Origin of the sequence: Cronobacter universalis NCTC 9529, from assembly GCF_001277175.1 — a bacterium.
GTDB classification, from domain to species: domain Bacteria; phylum Pseudomonadota; class Gammaproteobacteria; order Enterobacterales; family Enterobacteriaceae; genus Cronobacter; species Cronobacter universalis.
In genome coordinates this window covers 4,032,385-4,049,959 of sequence record NZ_CP012257.1, presented here as the reverse complement: position 1 = coordinate 4,049,959, position 17,575 = coordinate 4,032,385, and the positions used below count along the sequence as shown (strand labels likewise).

The 17,575-nt window shown below is 59.3% G+C and carries 16 protein-coding genes; 6 read left to right on the top strand and 10 right to left on the bottom strand.

The features are described 5' to 3' along the window. Nucleotides 1-160: 160 nt before the first annotated feature. The gene (locus AFK65_RS18715) at nt 161-727 is read right to left on the bottom strand and encodes a GNAT family N-acetyltransferase (protein WP_007702941.1); all 567 of its coding nucleotides are present in this window, start codon (nt 725-727) and stop codon (nt 161-163) included. A gap of 272 nt (nt 728-999) precedes the next feature. Here AFK65_RS18715 and AFK65_RS18710 point away from each other — a divergent pair, with 272 nt between their 5' ends. Continuing rightward, entirely contained in the window at nt 1,000-2,604 is a 1,605-nt protein-coding gene (locus AFK65_RS18710; protein ID WP_038858679.1) for an STY4199 family HEPN domain-containing protein, read from the top strand. A gap of 76 nt (nt 2,605-2,680) precedes the next feature. On the opposite strand, the gene gorA is transcribed toward AFK65_RS18710, so the two are convergent. Then, nucleotides 2,681-4,033 (bottom strand): glutathione-disulfide reductase, encoded by a 1,353-nt coding sequence (gorA, locus tag AFK65_RS18705; protein WP_038858680.1) that lies wholly within the window; start codon nt 4,031-4,033, stop codon nt 2,681-2,683. Between the two features lie 74 nt (nt 4,034-4,107). Continuing rightward, a complete protein-coding gene (locus AFK65_RS18700) occupies nt 4,108-4,950 on the bottom strand; it encodes a 23S rRNA (adenine(2030)-N(6))-methyltransferase RlmJ (RefSeq protein WP_007702919.1) in 843 nt (280 codons plus the stop codon). A 192-nt stretch (nt 4,951-5,142) separates the two neighbouring features. On the opposite strand from AFK65_RS18700, the gene prlC reads away from it, so the two are divergent. Together prlC and rsmJ are read left to right on the top strand one after the other, a co-directional pair. Continuing rightward, on the top strand, nt 5,143-7,185 hold the full coding sequence (prlC, locus tag AFK65_RS18695) for an oligopeptidase A (protein ID WP_038858681.1): 2,043 nt from the start codon (nt 5,143-5,145) through the stop codon (nt 7,183-7,185). Between the two features lie 8 nt (nt 7,186-7,193). Then, nucleotides 7,194-7,946 (top strand): 16S rRNA (guanine(1516)-N(2))-methyltransferase RsmJ, encoded by a 753-nt coding sequence (gene rsmJ, locus AFK65_RS18690; protein WP_038858682.1) that lies wholly within the window; start codon nt 7,194-7,196, stop codon nt 7,944-7,946. 62 nt (nt 7,947-8,008) lie between these two features. Here the strand turns inward: rsmJ and AFK65_RS18685 are convergent, their stop codons facing one another. The 3 genes from AFK65_RS18685 to uspA form a co-directional block, all read right to left on the bottom strand. Further along, complete coding sequence (locus AFK65_RS18685; protein ID WP_007702902.1) at nt 8,009-8,284, bottom strand: type II toxin-antitoxin system RelE/ParE family toxin; 276 nt, start codon at nt 8,282-8,284, stop codon at nt 8,009-8,011. Further along, on the bottom strand, nt 8,284-8,475 hold the full coding sequence (relB, locus tag AFK65_RS18680; RefSeq protein WP_007702899.1) for a type II toxin-antitoxin system RelB family antitoxin: 192 nt from the start codon (nt 8,473-8,475) through the stop codon (nt 8,284-8,286). Before relB ends, AFK65_RS18685 begins: the two co-directional genes overlap by 1 nt. Nucleotides 8,476-8,649: 174 nt before the next feature. Beyond that, nucleotides 8,650-9,087 (bottom strand): universal stress protein UspA, encoded by a 438-nt coding sequence (gene uspA, locus AFK65_RS18675; RefSeq protein ID WP_004388310.1) that lies wholly within the window; start codon nt 9,085-9,087, stop codon nt 8,650-8,652. Nucleotides 9,088-9,481: 394 nt separating this feature from the next. Between uspA and uspB the strand changes: the two genes are divergently transcribed. After that, complete coding sequence (uspB, locus tag AFK65_RS18670; protein WP_004388311.1) at nt 9,482-9,817, top strand: universal stress protein UspB; 336 nt, start codon at nt 9,482-9,484, stop codon at nt 9,815-9,817. Between the two features lie 50 nt (nt 9,818-9,867). On the opposite strand, the gene pitA is transcribed toward uspB, so the two are convergent. Next, nucleotides 9,868-11,370, bottom strand: a complete 1,503-nt coding sequence (gene pitA, locus AFK65_RS18665) for an inorganic phosphate transporter PitA (RefSeq protein ID WP_038858684.1) — start codon at nt 11,368-11,370, stop codon at nt 9,868-9,870. A gap of 229 nt (nt 11,371-11,599) precedes the next feature. On the opposite strand from pitA, the gene AFK65_RS18660 reads away from it, so the two are divergent. Beyond that, the gene (locus tag AFK65_RS18660; RefSeq protein WP_038858689.1) at nt 11,600-12,790 is read left to right on the top strand and encodes a BaiN/RdsA family NAD(P)/FAD-dependent oxidoreductase; all 1,191 of its coding nucleotides are present in this window, start codon (nt 11,600-11,602) and stop codon (nt 12,788-12,790) included. A gap of 5 nt (nt 12,791-12,795) precedes the next feature. Here AFK65_RS18660 and AFK65_RS21405 read toward each other — a convergent pair whose 3' ends face one another. After that, on the bottom strand, nt 12,796-14,196 hold the full coding sequence (locus AFK65_RS21405) for an alpha,alpha-trehalose-phosphate synthase (UDP-forming) (RefSeq protein WP_038858690.1): 1,401 nt from the start codon (nt 14,194-14,196) through the stop codon (nt 12,796-12,798). A 23-nt stretch (nt 14,197-14,219) separates the two neighbouring features. Next, nucleotides 14,220-15,635, bottom strand: a complete 1,416-nt coding sequence (locus AFK65_RS18650) for a glutamine synthetase family protein (RefSeq protein WP_038858691.1) — start codon at nt 15,633-15,635, stop codon at nt 14,220-14,222. Nucleotides 15,636-15,929: 294 nt separating this feature from the next. Between AFK65_RS18650 and AFK65_RS18645 the strand changes: the two genes are divergently transcribed. Continuing rightward, nucleotides 15,930-16,439 (top strand): NlpC/P60 family protein, encoded by a 510-nt coding sequence (locus AFK65_RS18645; RefSeq protein ID WP_038858693.1) that lies wholly within the window; start codon nt 15,930-15,932, stop codon nt 16,437-16,439. A gap of 5 nt (nt 16,440-16,444) precedes the next feature. Here AFK65_RS18645 and AFK65_RS18640 read toward each other — a convergent pair whose 3' ends face one another. After that, nucleotides 16,445-17,512, bottom strand: a complete 1,068-nt coding sequence (locus AFK65_RS18640; protein WP_038858695.1) for an AI-2E family transporter — start codon at nt 17,510-17,512, stop codon at nt 16,445-16,447. Nucleotides 17,513-17,575: the final 63 nt, after the last annotated feature.

Genomic DNA, 17,575 nt, shown 5'->3' with positions numbered 1-17,575 from the left:
GGCGGGTGCGCTGCGCTTACCCGCCTACGGGCTAAAACCGGCTTATATGTTTTTGCGTCATGGCGGGTGCGCTGCGCTTACCCGCCCTACGGGCTAAAACCGGCGTATATGTTTTTGCGTAGGGTGGGTAAGCGTCAGCGCACCCACCGTTGCGTCATGGTTAACTCTCCGGCGAATAGTCGCGCGCCAGCAGGCCGAACAGCCAGTCGTCATGCCAGCGTCCGCCAAGAAAATAACTCTCCCGCAGCGTGCCTTCCTGAAGAAATCCCGCCTTTTCCAGCGTCTTCTTAGACGCGATATTGCCGCCGGTGACGGTCGCCACCAGACGTCGCAGGCCGCAGCCCTCAAAGGCGAGGCGGCAGGTCGCGCGCAGCGATTCATAGCCGTAACCCCGCCCCTGAAAGGCGCTCGCCAGCAGAAACCCGACTTCCGCCATGCCTTCACCACGCATCACAAACCCTGTTACGCCGACCGGCTGCCCGCTGTGCTTTTCGCTCATCAGCAAACAGAGCCAGCGGGCGCTCGCGGGCGTCCAGGGCGGCAGGCGCGACGCGAAATCCTGCATCCGCTGCGCGTCAGAGCGCGGGTCGGTCACAAAACGCATCACATTGTCGTCCCGTTGCAGGCTTAAAAAGAACGGCCAGTCGTCAGGCGTGAGGGGCCGGTAGACGAGATGGGCAGAATCGAACGTCAGCAGGGCGTCGTTAAAAGACGTGTCGGGATGCATAGGGTCTCCGCGTGGCCAGTGCAGCAATCAGTGTTGCCTGAAAAGCGCGCCGCTGTCATCCCCGCCGCCGTTTTCCCGCTAATTCAGGCAGGGAACGGCGATTTTTCACGCAAAATTCGATGTGTCACTTTTTTTCCGGCCATTTTCAGCTATGTTGTTTCACTGCCTGTCAGCGCAGACAAAAAAAATTCAGAAATAACAATATACTTAAGTGAAATTTCGCCCGCTCCGTTTGCGTTTTGTCGGAGCGTTGAGCGTGAAAAGGATGCAACATGGCCCGCTCCACACAGCCTCTGGTAAGAGAAACATTTGAAACTGCGCTCACGGTCATTCGCCAGGCGTCGGTTGAAATTCTGGTTTTGCTTGGCGTTAACGTTGCGGAGGGCAAAGATCCGCAATGGTTTTTACAGCAGCTTGAGCAGGCGCGTCTGAATCTCGGCAACTGGGCGACCATCGCCCGACGCCTGAATCTTAACGACGCCGGACTGTCGCAGTTCACGTTGCAACTGCGTCATTTACAGCAGCTGGTGCCGCAGTATGAGAGCGGCCAGGATGTGACGGAGAACCAGCTTCTCGCGGCGCTGCGTTTTGTGGCCTGCCTTGAGAAGGTGCGCAACCAGCAGCCGAAACTGGGCTACTCCACCGATATGGACGTGGATAAAGCGCAGATGCAGCCCGACGCGCTGCGCCAGCTGCGCGCGCTGGATTTCACCCTGCGCGGCATGGTGCGCGAAGCCTGGCCGGACGAACAACAGCGCGTCAACCAGCTCAAACAGCTGTGCGGCGGCGATAAAGTGCGCCGCTGGCTGAAGATGGGCGACAAGGGCGACATCCTGAGCGGCATGTTATTCAGCGAGCTGGCGATGCTGGTGGTGGATAAAAAGCTCTTTGCCCGCCATTACGACAAACTCTTCCAGGGCGCGACCTCGCTGACGCTGTTCGTCGAGCCGCGCAAAACGCTGCAAACCTTGCTGGATGATATTCGCGAGATCCGCAACGACGCCGCGCTCGGTAAACCGCTTTCCGGCGCGCAGGAAGTGATGCTGGATAACTATTTCAACGCCATCAGCGCCCCGCTGCATAAAGCCTGCGGCGAAGGGCGCACGCGCGTGAACCCGGCCGCGCTGATGAAGGCTGACGATGCGCAGCTGAAAGCGTTTATCGATCATGCCGCGAAGAAAAACAGCGTGGTCGGCGGCGATATCTTTGAGGTGCGCGATGCCATTGAAAGCCCGAGCCGCCGCCAGGATGGGAAGCAGCAGGAGACGCGCCAGCTGGTGATGGGCGCGGTCTGGGGCGCGGTGGGTCTTGGCGCTATTGCGATGGTGGTGGGCGCGCTGTTTGTCGCCAGCGATGCGCTCAGGCCGCCTGCGGCAGAGCGCGAAGTGACCGCGCCTGTCGCCACCGCGATGGCCGCCGAGCCGGAAAACAACGACGACAGCCCGCGCCACAAGCTCAGCAATATGGGTATCACCTGGGATGAAGAGAACCTGCGCGCGGCTATCGATCGTGATGACAAGCTGGTCACGCGCCTCTTTCTCGAAGCCGGGATGAACTGGAAAGTGGCCTGGACCGAGCAGGCGCTCGCGAAAGGCCATGACGAGACGCTGGAAACGCTGCTGCGCTATCGCCTCCAGATGGATGAGAAAAAGCCGTGCCGCCGGATGATCACGACGTTAAGCCACGCGCTGTCGCAGGGCGAGAAAATGACGTCCATGCGTAAAGAGTATCTGCAGACGTTTTGCACCGTGCCGGCGGTCGTTGAACGCCAGAAGCATGAACTGGAGCAGGCGCAGCTGCGCGCGCAGGCGAACCCGAACGATGAAACGAAGAAGTGGGTGAACATTCGCGAGGCGATTTACCAGACGATTCGGTAATCCCAGGGCAGTAAAATCGCGGCGGCAAAAAGGGGAAGCAGACGCTTCCCCTTGTTTTTACGCGCGGCGCTGGCGCTTAGCGCATCGTAACAAACTCTTCCGCGGCGGTCGGGTGGATGGCGACGGTGTTGTCGAAGTCTTTTTTAGTCGCGCCCATTTTCAGCGCCACCGCAAAGCCCTGCAACATTTCGTCCATCCCAAAGCCGATGCCGTGAATGCCGACGATTTTCTCCTCCGGCCCGACGCAGACCAGCTTCATGCGGCACGGCTGGCGGTGCGTGGTGACAGCGGTGTACATCGCGGTAAACGACGATTTGTAGATTTTCACGTCCGCATCGCCATACTGCTCGCGCGCCTGCGGTTCGGTGAGCCCGACGGTGCCGATAGGCGGGTGGCTGAAGACCACGGTCGGAATGTTGTTGTAATCCAGATGCTCATCCGGCTTGTTGTTAAACAGGCGCTCGGAGAGGCGACGGCCCGCCGCGACCGCGACCGGCGTCAGCTCGACCGCGCCGGTATTATCGCCGACGGCGTAGATGCCCGGCACGTTGGTATTCTGATATTTATCAACGACGATATAGCCTTTTTCGTTGGTTTTAACGCCCGTAGCCGCAAGGTTGAAATTATCGGTTTCCGGCTCGCGGCCAATCGCCCAGATCAGCGCGTCAACCGTTTCTGAACGGCCATCTTCCAGATGCAGCGTCAGGCTGCCATCGCTGTTTTTCTCTACGGCTTTCGGCGTCGCGTGCGTGTGAAGCTGCGGGCCTTCGGCCTGCATCACTTCCACCAGCGTTTCGGAAAGCATCGGATCGAACGTGCGCAGCGGCGCGTGTTTACGCACAAACAGGTGCGTCTTCGCGCCCAGCGCGTTGATAACGCCCGCCAGTTCGACGGCGATATAGCCCGCGCCGACGACCGCCACGCGTTGCGGCATCGCCGACAGCGCGAAGAAACCGTCGGAGTCGATACCGTATTCCGCGCCCGGAATGTCCGGGTGGCTCGGACGCCCGCCGGTCGCGATCAGGATGTGATCGGCCGTGATCCGCTCGCCGTTCACTTCAACGGTATGCGCGTCCACAAAGCGGGCGAAGCCCTGAATGACATCGACGTTATTTTTGCCCAGCACGTTGTCGTACGAGGTATGGATGCGGTCGATATAGGCGGTGCGGCTCGCCACCAGCTTCTGCCAGTCGAAATGATTGACGGTGGTGTCAAAGCCGTAATCCGGCCCGTACAGATGGATCGCCTCGGCGATTTGCGCGGCGTGCCACATGATTTTTTTCGGTACGCAGCCCACGTTGACGCAGGTGCCGCCCAGCGCTTTGGCTTCAATCAGGGCGCATTTCTGGCCGTACATGGCCGCACGGTTGACAGAAGCGATACCGCCACTGCCGCCGCCGATGGCGAGGTAGTCGTAGTGTCTGGTCATGGCTGTTACCTTTTAATGATTCGAATTAACGCGATTGTAGTCCTGACGAACAGGGGTTCCACCTATAGCTGCGATTACTCTGGCACAACCCACTTAAGCGTCGTGTGGCCGGTGCCCGCCGGCACCAGCGCCTTGTGCAGCCACGGCAGCAGCGTCGCCATTTGCTGTTCGAGTTTCCACGGCGGGTTGATGACAATCATGCCCGAGGCGGTCATGCCGCGCTGATCGCTGTCCGGGCGCACCGCCAGCTCGATTTGCAGAATGCGACGAATGCCGATGGATTCCAGATCGTTCATCATACGCTTGATTTGGTTGCGTAATACCACCGGATACCAGAGCGCGTAGACGCCGGTCGCAAAGCGCTTGTAGCCTTCATTAATGCCCTGAACCACCGCCTGATAATCGGTTTTGATTTCGTACGGCGGGTCGATAAGAATCAGGCCGCGGCGTGAAGCGGGAGGCAGTTTCGATTTCAGCTGTTGATAGCCGTCGGCGCGCTCGACGCGGGCGCGTTCATCTTTCTGAAATTCGCCGCGCAGCAACGGGAAATCGCTCGGGTGCAGCTCGGTCAGTTGCAGGCTGTCCTGCGGACGCAGCAGCTGGCGCGCGATAAGCGGCGAGCCGGGGTAGTAGCGCAGCTGGCCGCTACGGTTGAAGTGCGACACGGCGCTGATGTACGGCTCAAGCTCGGCGGGCAGATCGTCCCGCTGCCAGATGCGCGCGATGCCTTCCAGATATTCCCCCGTGCGTTCGGCGTGTTCGCCGCTCAGCAGATAGCGCCCGGCGCCCGCGTGGGTATCCAGATACAGAAACGGTTTTTCCTTCTCTTTGAGCGATTCAATGATCAGGCTCTGGACGGTGTGTTTGAGGACATCGGCGTGGTTGCCGGCGTGGAAGCTGTGGCGGTAACTGAGCATGGAGGATGGGTTTCCAAAAGGCGTAAATGAACATCGATTCTGGACAGTATACCGGAAAGTGACCGCTTACGGGATGTGCTGTCGTGGCGGGTAAAGCCCAGCGCCAGCCATTGAAATTAACTACACTAAACCCCATGCTACAAGACATTGTCGCTGCAAGATGCGCTTAACAACACTAATCAGGACGCGCTTATGACCAATCCATTACTGACGCCTTTTGAACTGCCGCCGTTTTCCTCCCTTAAACCCGAGCACGTCGTGCCTGCCGTTACGAAGGCGCTGGAAGATTGCCGCGCGCAGGTGGAGGCGGTAGTCGGCCGCGGCGCGCCTTACAGCTGGGAATCGCTCTGCCAGCCGCTTGCGGAAACCGACGATCGACTGGGCCGTATTTTCTCGCCGATAAGCCACCTGAACTCCGTGAAAAATAGCCCGGAACTGCGCGAAGCGTATGAACAGACGCTGCCGCTGCTCTCTGAATACAGCACCTGGGTGGGCCAGCATGAAGGGCTTTACCAGGCCTACCGCGATTTACGCGACGGCGAGAACTACGCGAAGCTCGACACCGCGCAGAAAAAAGCAGTCGATAACGCGCTGCGCGATTTCGAGCTTTCCGGCATTGGCCTGCCGAAAGAGAAGCAAAAACGCTACGGCGAAATCGCCGCGCGCCTCTCTGAGCTTGGCTCGCTCTACAGCAACAACGTGCTGGACGCGACCCAGGGCTGGACGAAGCTGATTACCGATGAAGCTGAGCTTTCCGGGATGCCGGAAAGCGCGCTGGCGGCCGCGAAAGCGATGGCTGAAGCCAAAGAGCAAGAAGGGTTCCTGCTGACGCTGGATATCCCAAGCTACCTGCCGGTGATGACCTATTGCGACAACCAGGCGCTTCGCGAAGAGATGTACCGCGCCTACAGCACGCGCGCCTCTGACCAGGGGCCGAACGCGGGCAAATGGGACAACACGCCGGTGATGGAAGAGATCCTGGCGCTGCGTCATGAGCTGGCGCAACTGCTGGGCTTTGACAGCTACGCCGACAAATCGCTCGCCACCAAAATGGCGGAAAACCCGCAGCAGGTGCTGGATTTCTTAACCGATCTGGCTAAACGCGCGCGTCCGCAGGGCGAAAAAGAGCTCGCCCAGCTGCGCGCCTTCGCCAAAGAGCACTTCAGCGTTGACGAGCTGCAACCGTGGGACATCGCGTTCTACAGCGAAAAACAGAAACAGCATCTCTACAGCATCAGCGATGAGCAGCTGCGCCCGTACTTCCCGGAAAACAAAGCGGTTAACGGCCTGTTTGAAGTGGTGAAACGCATTTACGGCATCAGCGCCAAAGAGCGCAAAGATATCGACGTCTGGCACCCGGACGTGCGCTTCTTCGAGCTGTATGACGAGAGCGGCGAACTGCGCGGCAGCTTCTACCTGGACCTCTACGCGCGTGAGAACAAGCGCGGCGGGGCGTGGATGGACGACTGCGTCGGCCAGATGCGTAAAGCGGACGGCTCGCTGCAAAAACCGGTCGCCTACCTCACCTGTAACTTTAACCGTCCGGTGAGCGGCAAACCGGCGCTGTTCACACATGATGAAGTGATCACGCTGTTCCATGAGTTTGGTCACGGCCTGCACCACATGCTGACCCGTATCGAAACCCCAGGGGTGGCGGGCATCAGCGGCGTGCCGTGGGATGCCGTCGAGCTGCCGAGCCAGTTTATGGAAAACTGGTGCTGGGAGCCGGAGGCGCTGGCGTTTATCTCCGGCCATTATGAAACCGGCGAGCCGCTGCCGCAGGAGCTGCTGGATAAAATGCTGGCCGCGAAGAACTACCAGGCGGCGATGTTTATCCTGCGCCAGCTGGAGTTCGGCCTGTTCGATTTCCGTCTGCATGCGCAGTTCAGCCCGGAGCAGGGCGCGAAAGTCCTGGAGACGCTCGCGGAGATCAAAAAACAGGTCGCCGTGGTGCCGGGCCCGGCCTGGGGCCGCTTCCCGCATGCGTTCAGCCATATCTTCGCGGGCGGCTACGCGGCGGGTTACTACAGCTACCTGTGGGCCGATGTGCTGGCGGCGGATGCCTATTCCCGTTTTGAAGAAGAGGGGATTTTCAACCGCGAAACCGGCCAGTCGTTCCTCGACAACATCCTGACGCGCGGCGGCTCCGAAGAACCGATGGAGCTGTTCAAACGCTTCCGCGGCCGCGAGCCGCAGCTCGACGCGATGCTGGAACACTACGGCATCCAGGGCTGACGACACGCGTGAACATTTGTCTTATTGATGAAACAGGCGCCGGAGACGGCGCCTTATCTGTTCTGGCGGCCCGCTGGGGGCTGACGCACGACGCCGATAACCCGATGGCGCTGGTGATGACGCCCGCGCGTCTTGAACTGCGCAAGCGCGACGAGCCAAAGCTTGGCGGGATTTTTGTCGATTTCGTCGAGGGCGCGATGGCGCACCGGCGTAAATTCGGCGGCGGTCGCGGCGAGGCGGTGGCGAAAGCCGTTGGCATCAAGGGCAGTTATCTGCCGCAGGTGGTGGACGCCACAGCGGGGCTTGGGCGCGACGCGTTCGTGCTGGCGTCGGTGGGGTGTCATGTGCGGATGCTGGAGCGCAATCCGGTTGTGGCAGCGCTGCTGGACGACGGCCTTGCGCGCGGCTATCAGGATGCGGAAATCGGGCCATGGCTGCGCGAGCGGCTACAGCTCATTCACGCCTCCAGCCTGACGGCGCTCGACGCGATAACCCCGCGTCCGGACGTGGTCTATCTCGATCCGATGTTCCCGCACAAGCAGAAAAGCGCGCTGGTGAAAAAGGAGATGCGGGTGTTTCAGTCGCTGGTAGGGCCGGATCTCGACGCCGACGGGCTGCTGGCGCCGGCCCGCAGGCTCGCCATCAAGCGCGTGGTCGTCAAACGCCCGGACTACGCGCCGCCGCTTGGCGACGTCGCGACGCCAAACGCCGTAGTGACGAAAGGCCACCGGTTTGATATCTACACGGGCACGCCAGCGTAAACAGCCAGGCCCGGTAAGCGTGTGCGTACCGGGCGGTCTGTTCGCCCGTATCGCGATAGTCATTACGGGTACTGCTGACGGGCATGCAGTACGCTCAACACCAGCAGGTACTCGGCAGTGACTTTATAAACGACGATGTAATTCGGGTGAGCAATGATTTCACGCGTATCCGGCACTCTGCCTTCGCGGAACATCTGCGGATAGTGCGCTGCGGGTAAAATCGATTCTTCAATACGCGTTAACAGCGCCTGCGCGGCGGAAGGATTGTCACTGGCGACAAAGCTAATAAGCGCAAAAAGATCCGTTTTTGCTTCTTCAGTCCATTGAATGGGGAGCATTACGCCATTTTTCTCCTCACTTTTGCGCTCTCAATGATCTTGCGCGCGCTTGCCATCACATCTTCATGCGGCGTAATGGGTTGGCGGCTTGCCGCTGCGGCTTCCACTTTTTCACGAAACCACTGCTCGTACTGTTCCGCCTGTTCATGGGTCTCAAATCTGGAGACACCGGGCGAGTCATGTTTCGGCATACGCGTTTTCTCTGCGATTCATTTTTAAGCAGTATAACGTCCGGGTGGGAGTAAACCAATTAAAGCGGAAATGAAAACCGCGGCCTGTGCCGCGGTTTGAGGACAATAAAATCCGAAATGACTGCCAACGAGAGCCTGTAGGGCGGGTAAGCATTGCGCACCCGCCGTTGCCACTTACGCCTCTTCGTCGTCGCGCAGCGGGACGATCAGCATATCGATGTGAACGGTGTTGATAAGCTGGCGGGCGGAAGACATCAGTTTGCTCCAGAAATCCTGATGATGACCGCACACTACCAGATCCACATCGTATTTCTTGATGGCGTCAACCAGCACCTGGCCCAGATCGCCGCTACCGCTCAGGGTTTCGGTAATCGGATAGCCTGCGTTGGTGGAAAGCTCGGTCAGCGCGTGGTGCGTCTCTTCAGAGATGCGCTTCTGCATGTCGCCCAGGTTAACGTCAATTAACCCGGTGTAAAGGTCGGAATAATTTACATCGACATGAATCAGAGAAATTTTCGCGTTGTAGGGACGCGCCATGGATACCGCTTTATCTACCAGTACCTTGCTTTCAGGGGACAGATCGACCGCGATAAGAATATGTTTATAAGCCATAGTGTTACTCCTTCCATAAGATGTCGATGACCAGTGGACTGGATGGCGCGTGGCTACCTGCGGCGTCATCCCCGTGCCCGCGTCCTGCGTACCACAACCGCGGGAACTCATTGCGGCGTAAAGACTTAGTGCTAAAGCTAATTTTACCTTATAGCGCCCTGGTACATCCGTCAATCCGCCGCGGTCGCATACATTGAAGCGGAAAATTAATTAGTAAGCGTTGATAAGGATTAACGATGTGGTAAAAAAATTACCGGATCTCCTACACTATTAAAAAAGCCGTTCGGGTGAATAAATGTGAACCCGATCGACTTTCACGCATGCACGCTTCACAGAACAGTCTTTCAGGTATTGGAGAGCCATTGCTTTCCAGGCGAGTCGTCGGGGGGAAGGTATGATCAGCACCGTCGCGCTGTTTTGGGCCTTATTCTTGGTTTGCGTTATTAACATGGCGCGCTATTTCTCATCGTTACGCGCGCTGCTGGTGGTGCTGCGGGGATGCGATCCGCTGCTGTATCAGTATGTGGATGGCGGCGGTTTTTTTACCGCGCATGGTCAGCCGAGTAAGCAGATTCGCCTCGTCTGGTATATCTACTGGCAACGTTATCTCGATCATCATGACGACGAATTTATTCGCCGCTGCGAACGCGTGCGCCGCCAGTTTATTCTGACCAGCGCTTTATGCGGTCTGGTGATTATCAGTCTTATCGGCCTGATGATTTGGCATTAAAAAAGCGGGTCAGTTTCCTGACCCGCTTCTTAACGTTCACGTAAATTCGCTTACACGAAACGCAACGCTATCCAGTACAGCACGCCCGAGAGCATGATGGAGGCCGGCAGGGTGAAGACCCAGGCCATCAGAATGCTGGTGACGGTTTTGCGCTGCAGACCGCCGCCGTCGACGATCATGGTGCCCGCGACGGACGATGATAATACGTGCGTCGTGGAAACCGGCATACCGGTATAGCTCGCGATGCCGATGGACACGGCCGCCGTCATCTGCGCCGACATGCCCTGTGCGTAGGTCATGCCTTTTTTACCGATTTTCTCGCCGATGGTGGTCGCCACGCGGCGCCAGCCAATCATCGTACCGACGCCAAGCGCCAGCGCGACCGCCATGATGATCCATACCGGCGCGTACTCGATAGTGCTGAGCATATCCGCTTTCAGGTTCTTCAGCAGACGCTTATCGTCCGCGCTGGTCTCTTTGAGCTTAGCCACTTTATCGGTGGTGTCAGAGATGCACAGCATGATGCGGCGCAGATGGCTGCGCTGCTCCACGCTCAGCTTGTCGTAGCTGTCGATGTTGTTAAGCATCCCTTTAGCGCGGTCCAGCGCCACGATGGCGCGGCTGGCGTCGCAGTGGAACTCTTTCGGATTATCCGTCGGGTTCACCTGCTCCGGCGTCGGGATCACCGGGTCTATGCCCGCGACCTGACGCAGCGCCGCCGGATGCTGCTGGAAGTACGTTTCGACGTTGCTGATGGCATCGCGGGTGCGGGTGATGTCATAGCCGGAGGCGTTCATGTTCACCACAAAGCCCGCAGGCGCTACGCCAATCAGCACCAGCATAATCAGACCGATGCCTTTCTGACCGTCGTTCGCGCCGTGCGAGAAACTCACGCCGATAGCGGAGAGGATCAGCGCAATACGGGTCCAGAACGGCGGCTTTTTCTTGCCGTCTTTCTTTTCACGCTCGGCAGGCGTCAGGTGGATACGGGCGCGTTTTTTGGTGCCGCTCCAGTAGCGACGCAGTAAAAACACCAGTCCACCCGCGAACACCAGGCCGACAATCGGCGAGACGATCAGCGAGCCGAAAATGTTCAGCACTTTCGGGATATTCAGCGCATCCACAACGGACGTGCCGGTCATCAGGGCGTTGGTCAGACCAATCCCGATGATGGATCCGATAAGCGTATGGGAGCTGGACGCCGGCAGACCCAGATACCAGGTGCCAAGGTTCCAGATAATCGCGGCCAGCAGCATGGAAAAGACCATCGCCAGGCCATGCGCGGAGCCCACATTCAGCAGCAGATCGGTCGGCAGCATATGCACAATCGCATAGGCTACGCTTAAGCCGCCAAGCAGAACACCGAGGAAGTTAAAGAGAGCCGCCATAGCCACCGCAAGTTGCGATCGCATAGCGCGTGTGTAGATAACCGTTGCGACTGCGTTTGCCGTATCATGGAAGCCGTTAATAGCTTCATAAAACAGTACAAATCCCAGAGCAAGCAATAGTAACAGGCCAGTATGTAAATCCAGCCCGGCAAACAAATGTAGCATAGGACGTTACGCCATTTTGAGGACATGAACGCGGCGCATTATCTAAGACAACGGCGGCGTGGGCAAAGTGAAATATAGACTTTTTTTAATCGGTGTCACTGAAGCGTCAATTTCACTAAAGAGATTACCTTTTAAATTCAATTTATTAGAATTTGTAACAGGGTTTTGTCTGGTGCGACCAGAGAGGAAACTTTACAATTCGCGGCCTTAACGGCAATGAGGAAGGGTTGTGGAACAGTTTGATGCCATCATCGTAGGGGCGGGCGCGGCAGGTTTATTCTGCGCGGCGCTGGCCGGGCAGGCGGGCCGCCGGGTGTTAGTGCTGGATAACGGCAAAAAACCGGGGCGCAAAATCCTGATGTCCGGCGGCGGACGCTGCAACTTCACCAACCTTTACGTTGAGCCCGCCGCTTACCTCAGCGCCAATCCGCACTTCTGTAAATCGGCGCTGGCGCGCTACACCCAGTGGGATTTTATCGATCTGGTGGGTAAGCACGGCATCGCCTGGCATGAGAAAACCCTCGGGCAGCTTTTCTGCGACGACTCGGCAGAGCAAATCGTCACGATGCTAATGGCGGAGTGCGAGAAGGGCGGCGTCACCGTGCGGCTGCGCAGCGAAGTGCTGGCGATCGCGCGCGACGAAAGCGGTTATACCCTGACGCTCAATGGCGGCGCGGTGCAGACGCCGAAGCTGGTGATCGCCAGCGGCGGCCTGTCGATGCCGGGCCTCGGCGCCACGCCGTTTGGCTATAAAGTGGCGGAGCAGTTCGGCCTGAAGGTATTGCCGACCCGCGCGGGCCTGGTGCCGTTCACGCTGCATAAGCCGCTGCTTGATCAGATCCAGACCCTTTCCGGCGTCTCGGTGCCGGCAGTGGTCACCGCCGATAACGGCACCGTCTTTCGCGAAAGCATTCTCTTTACCCATCGCGGGCTCTCCGGCCCGGCGATTTTGCAGATCTCCAGCTACTGGCAGCCGGGAGAGTGGGTCACTGTTAACCTGCTGCCGGATACGGACGCCGCGGCGTTTCTCGACGAACAGCGCGCCGCGCACCCCAATCAGAGCCTGAAAAACACGCTCGCCATGCTGCTGCCGAAGCGGCTGGTGGAGTGCCTGCAAAGCCTCGGGCAACTCCCGGACGTCACGCTGAAACAGCTCAACAGCCGTCAGCAGCAAGAGCTGCTGGAGACGCTGCACGGCTGGCGCGTCCAGCCCAACGGCACCGAAGGCTACCGCACCGCGGAAGTGACGCTCGGCGGCGTCGATACTCACGAGCTTTCGTCGCGCACCATGGAGGCGCGCAACGTGCCGGGCCTCTATTTTATCGGCGAAGTGGTGGATGTGACCGGCTGGCTGGGCGGTTATAACTTCCAGTGGGCCTGGAGCTCCGCCTGGGCCTGCGCCCAGGCGCTTGCCGAATAACATCCTCAGTAGAGATTCTGCGGCGTGAAAATCCCGTGCTGGCGCGGAAAGCGCGGCGGCGCGGGCATACCATCCAGCGCGTCGAGAAACGCGCCCGCCCACCACTGGTTATCATACTGACGCACCTGCGTAAGCAGCGCCGCGTGGCGCTGTTTTCGTTCCGCCAGCGGCATGGCGAGCGCCGAATGCAGCGCTTCGCTAAGCTCACTGGCGTCATACGGGTTGACCACCATCGCGCCTTTAAGCTGCTCCGCCGTGCCGCTGCACTGCGAGAGGATCAGCACGCCCGGATCGGCGGCGTCCTGCGCCAGTACATAGGCTTTCGCGCTCAGGCTTACGCCTTCTGACAGCGGCGTAAACAGCGCGGCGCGGGCGCGTGCGTAAATCCCGGTAATAGCGCGCCGGTTCAGCGCGTCGTTATGCAGATAATTCACCGGAAACCAGCTCAGATCGCCAAACGCGCCGTTCACCTCGCTGCAAAAGCGCGCCAGCTGACGCTCAAGCTGCGGCGAGAAGTGCGGGTACTCCTTCGCCGGGTCGCTCAGCTGCAACAGCGTCACGTCGCGCAGGTATTGCGGATGGTTGTTCAGCAGGGTGCGCATGGCGTCGATACGGTAGTGAATGCCGCTGATGTCGTTTATCACATCGTCGCTGACGATAAGCTTACGCGAATATAACGCGCCGTTTTTTGGGGCGGGCGGCGCGTGGCGCGCCGGGCGATGCGTCGCCACGCCGCAGGGAAACACGCCGACGTTAATAATGTGACCGTTGACCCGAAGCGTGGTGGCGGAAAGCCGCTCCGTGCGGTAGTGGCGCATCACGCACAGCAGGAAATTATTCACATCGCTGCCGGACTGAAAGCCAATCAGATCGTAGAAAAAGAGCGAGCGCATCAGCCAGTCGTGCTCCGGCAGCGTTCTGAACACGTCGCCTGGCGGGAACGGCTGATGCAAAAAGAAGCCGCACGGGTTCAGCAGGCCCGCCTCTTTCAGGTTACGCCCAAGGGGGATCAGGTGGTAATCCTGCACCCAGACGACATCGTCCGGGCAGATCTCCTCGGCCGCCATCTCCGCCACCGCTTCACTCCAGGCTTTATAGGCGCAAAACGCGCTTTTCTGGTGCGCGGCGAGATCGGGGCGGTTATGGAACACCGGCCACAGCGCCTGATGCACGTAGCCGTGGTAGTAACCGGCGTATTCCGCAGGCGACATATCCCAACGCTGGCGCGTATAGCCCGCCGTTTCCCGCACCGCGATGCGGCGCGGCGCGCCCGCAAGGCCGACAGCGCCGCTCCAGCCCATCCACAGGCCGCCGCGCTGGCGCATGATGTCGTGCAGGGCTTCCGCCTGCGCATCGGCGCCGTGCGGCACGCCGCAGCGGCCGGATATCATGACTAAGCGAGACATGATTCACCTCTTTTTCCGCGTGATTAATGGTGATGGGCGCGTTTTTCCGCGTCGGTGACTTCACTTTCGAAGCGGGCCAGCTCCTGACGTTTGCAGGCAAGCCAGGCGTCGCTGAAGGGCCCGCCCAGCTGTTGCCGCAGCCACTCCGCCTCCTGAAAACGCGCGAGCGCGTCCGGCCAGAAGAGCGGCAGCGCAGGCAAATCAGTGCTTACGCCCGCTTCCGGGAGCGTTAACGGATGATCAAGGCCATAGAGAATGCCCGCGAGGGCCGCCGCCGCCACGAGATACGGGTTGGCGTCGGCGCTCGCGAGCCGGTATTCGATGCGCTGACGCGCTGTATCCGCGCAGGGCAGGCGCAGCGCCGCCGAGCGATCGTTATAGCCCCACGAGGAAAACAGCGGTTCGTTCAAGCTCTTACGCAGCCGCCGGAAGGCATTCGCGCCCGGCGTGACCAGCGCGACGCTTGCGGGCATCAGCGCCAGCAGGCCGCTCAGGCTGCGGCGCATCATGACGTTTGGGGTGTCAGTATCACCGGCGAAAAGATTATTGCCCTGCGCGTCGTTCAGGCTGATGTGTACATGCAGGCCGCTGCCTGCCAGCTCAGAACGCGGTTTGGCCATAAAGCTTGCGAAGTAACCCTGTTTTTCCGCCACCTGATGCACCAGCCGCCGCGCCGCCAGCACCCGATCGCACATCTCCACCACGCGCGGGGTGTGGTTAAAATTGAGCTCGAACTGGCCGGCTTCCGCTTCCGCCACAATGCCGCAGACAGGCAGCCCCTGACGCCGCGCTTCGGTTTCCATCGCTTCCAGCAGCGCGTTGTCGCGGCCCGGCATATCGATATCAAAACAGCGCGACGTCGGCGGCGCGCCGTCCACGGCCTGCAGATAAAATTCCACCTCCGGCGCTATCACCGGGTAGATGCCGCGCGCGTGGAACTGCGCCAGCAGGCGCTCCAGCACGACGCGCGGCTCCAGCGCGCAGCCTGCGCCGTCGGGGTCCTGCATCGCGAGCAGCAACTGGGCGTGATGCGCTGGATCGCTCGCGCAGGGGCGCAGCGTGCCGCTCACCGGCAGGCAGAGCCTGTCCGGCTCGTGCCGGGCGATAGCGCTTTCAACAACGTGCCCTTCCCTATCCATGGCATAGACCGACAGCGGAAAGTAGCAGCCCTGGGCGAGCGCGCGCAGGCTCCCGGCGCTGATACGCTTGCCGCGGCGGCAGCCGTTCAGGTCATGCAGATAAATATCGACGTGGCGGGTATGCGGATATTCCCGCAGGTAAGCGTCGGCTTCCTGGCGAAAAGAGACCGGCGCGCCGTGCGCCGCGCCCGCCAGCATCCAGGTATTCAGCAATGTAGAGAACATCATCGGTTCCTGATCGGAAGGCGCCGCTGTCGGGCTCGGGGTTTTAAACCAGGGAGTAAGAGCAAAGGAAAACATAGGTCACGCTTCTTGTAGGCCACTCGGGCGATGGTCAAAGGCTAGCGTTTTCCGTAAGGCGGCGGTGTAAAAATCCCGTAAAAAGAACGGTCTGGCTTATAAAAATGGCGTTTATTCGTTGCCGGAAGAAGGGGTTATGAAGGGCGATGAAAAAGGAGTAACAAGCGAATGTAGTGAGAGTCGATAGTCTGTTTTATCGCCAGTCGTTAACGTTGCGCCCCGTCAGAGGAAGCACATACGGAGCGCACTTCCTGACCGGGTAAGGAGTCACAACACACTACGGTAACGACCGCGATGCGTTTTTTAATGATGTTTTTTTATTTTACCTCACTGCTTGCAGCCCCGGCGTTTAGCGCCGCGCGGCCCCCGTCCTGGCATTCTCACGATGCCGCCCCTGGCTATTCCTGGCATTTCGCAGAGACTGCGCCGCAACCTCCGCGGCTGAAACGCGCATTATTAAACCGCTACGCGGGCTGGAAGGGCACCCGTTATCACCTGGGCGGCACGACGCACCGCGGCGTCGATTGCTCCGCGCTGATGCAGCATCTGTTTGCCGAATCGGCGAGCGTTTCACTACCGCGCACGACCTCGCAGCAGATCAGAAAGGGCACAGCGGTAAGAAAAACGGCGCTGCAACCGGGCGATCTGGTGTTTTTCAGCACCAGCCCGCGACAGCGCCATGTGGGGGTCTATATCGGCGATAATCAGTTTATCCACGCCTCGAAAGAGAAAGGCGTAACCATCTCCAGCCTCAGCAACGGCTACTGGCGCGCGCGTTATCTCGCGGCGCGCCGCGTGGTGTGACGGTACTACCCCGGTAGCCGGGTTTTCGGGCGGCCGGGGCCAAGCAGGACGGCGATTTTGCTGCCGCCGTGCGTGGTTTCCATCCAGATTTTACAGACGCTGGTAAGCGGCACCGAAAGCAGCATGCCGACCGGCCCGAGTAACCACCCCCAGAACAGCAGGGAGAGGAACACCACCATCGTGGACATCCCGAGACGGTGGCCCATCATACGCGGCTCCACGATATTCCCCAGGATCATATGCACCAGCAGGAACAACACCCCCACCATGACGACTTCATACACGCCATTGAACAGCAGCGCCTGGATCATGGGCGGTATTGCCGAGAGCACCGCGCCGATGTTGGGAATATAATTGAGCAGAAACCCAAGCACGCCCCACATCAGCGCGAACTGGATGTCGAGTAGCGTCAGGCCGAGCCAGATGATCACGCCGGTCCAGAGGCTGATGAGCGTTTTTAACGCCAGATAGTGGCTGACGCCTTTTAAGGCGCGATGCAGCCCGGCGATATGCAGTTGCGGGTTAGAGAGCGCAAAACGCAGCTTATAAGGCACATGGCGCACTTCAAACAGCATAAAGACCACCGTCATCACCAGCAGCACGACGCTCGCCATCGCGCCGGAGAGTTGCGTCATCAGCGTGGTGGCGAAGGTCATCATCTTGTCGGAATCCATGCGTTGCAGCATACGCTCCGGCGAAAGATGCAGATGCATAAACGGCACCATTTCCTGAAGATGCAGCAGTTTTCGCGTCAGTTCCTTATTATATTTCGGCATTAACGCGATAAATTCATTAAACGACGCCGCCAGCACGCCTAACAGCAGCGTCAGGCCTATCAGCATCACAAATACGACGATAGTTATCGCGACAGGGCGGCGAAAGCCCCGGCGCATAAACCAGGTCACCAGAGGGTTGAGTACAATCGCCAGAAACAGCGCCAGCAGCAGCGGGACAATCATATCCGCCGCGGCGTGAATACCGGCCAGAATAATCACCAGCGCCGCCAGCTTTTGCAGCATGTGCAGGCCAACTTTATCTTGTTGGGGGGGTTGGGGTCGTTGTGGACCAATCATAACCAATTCCTTTTATGAGGGCTTTCTTAGTGTAGTGTGCAATGGGCATTGCGCCGCAGGGAG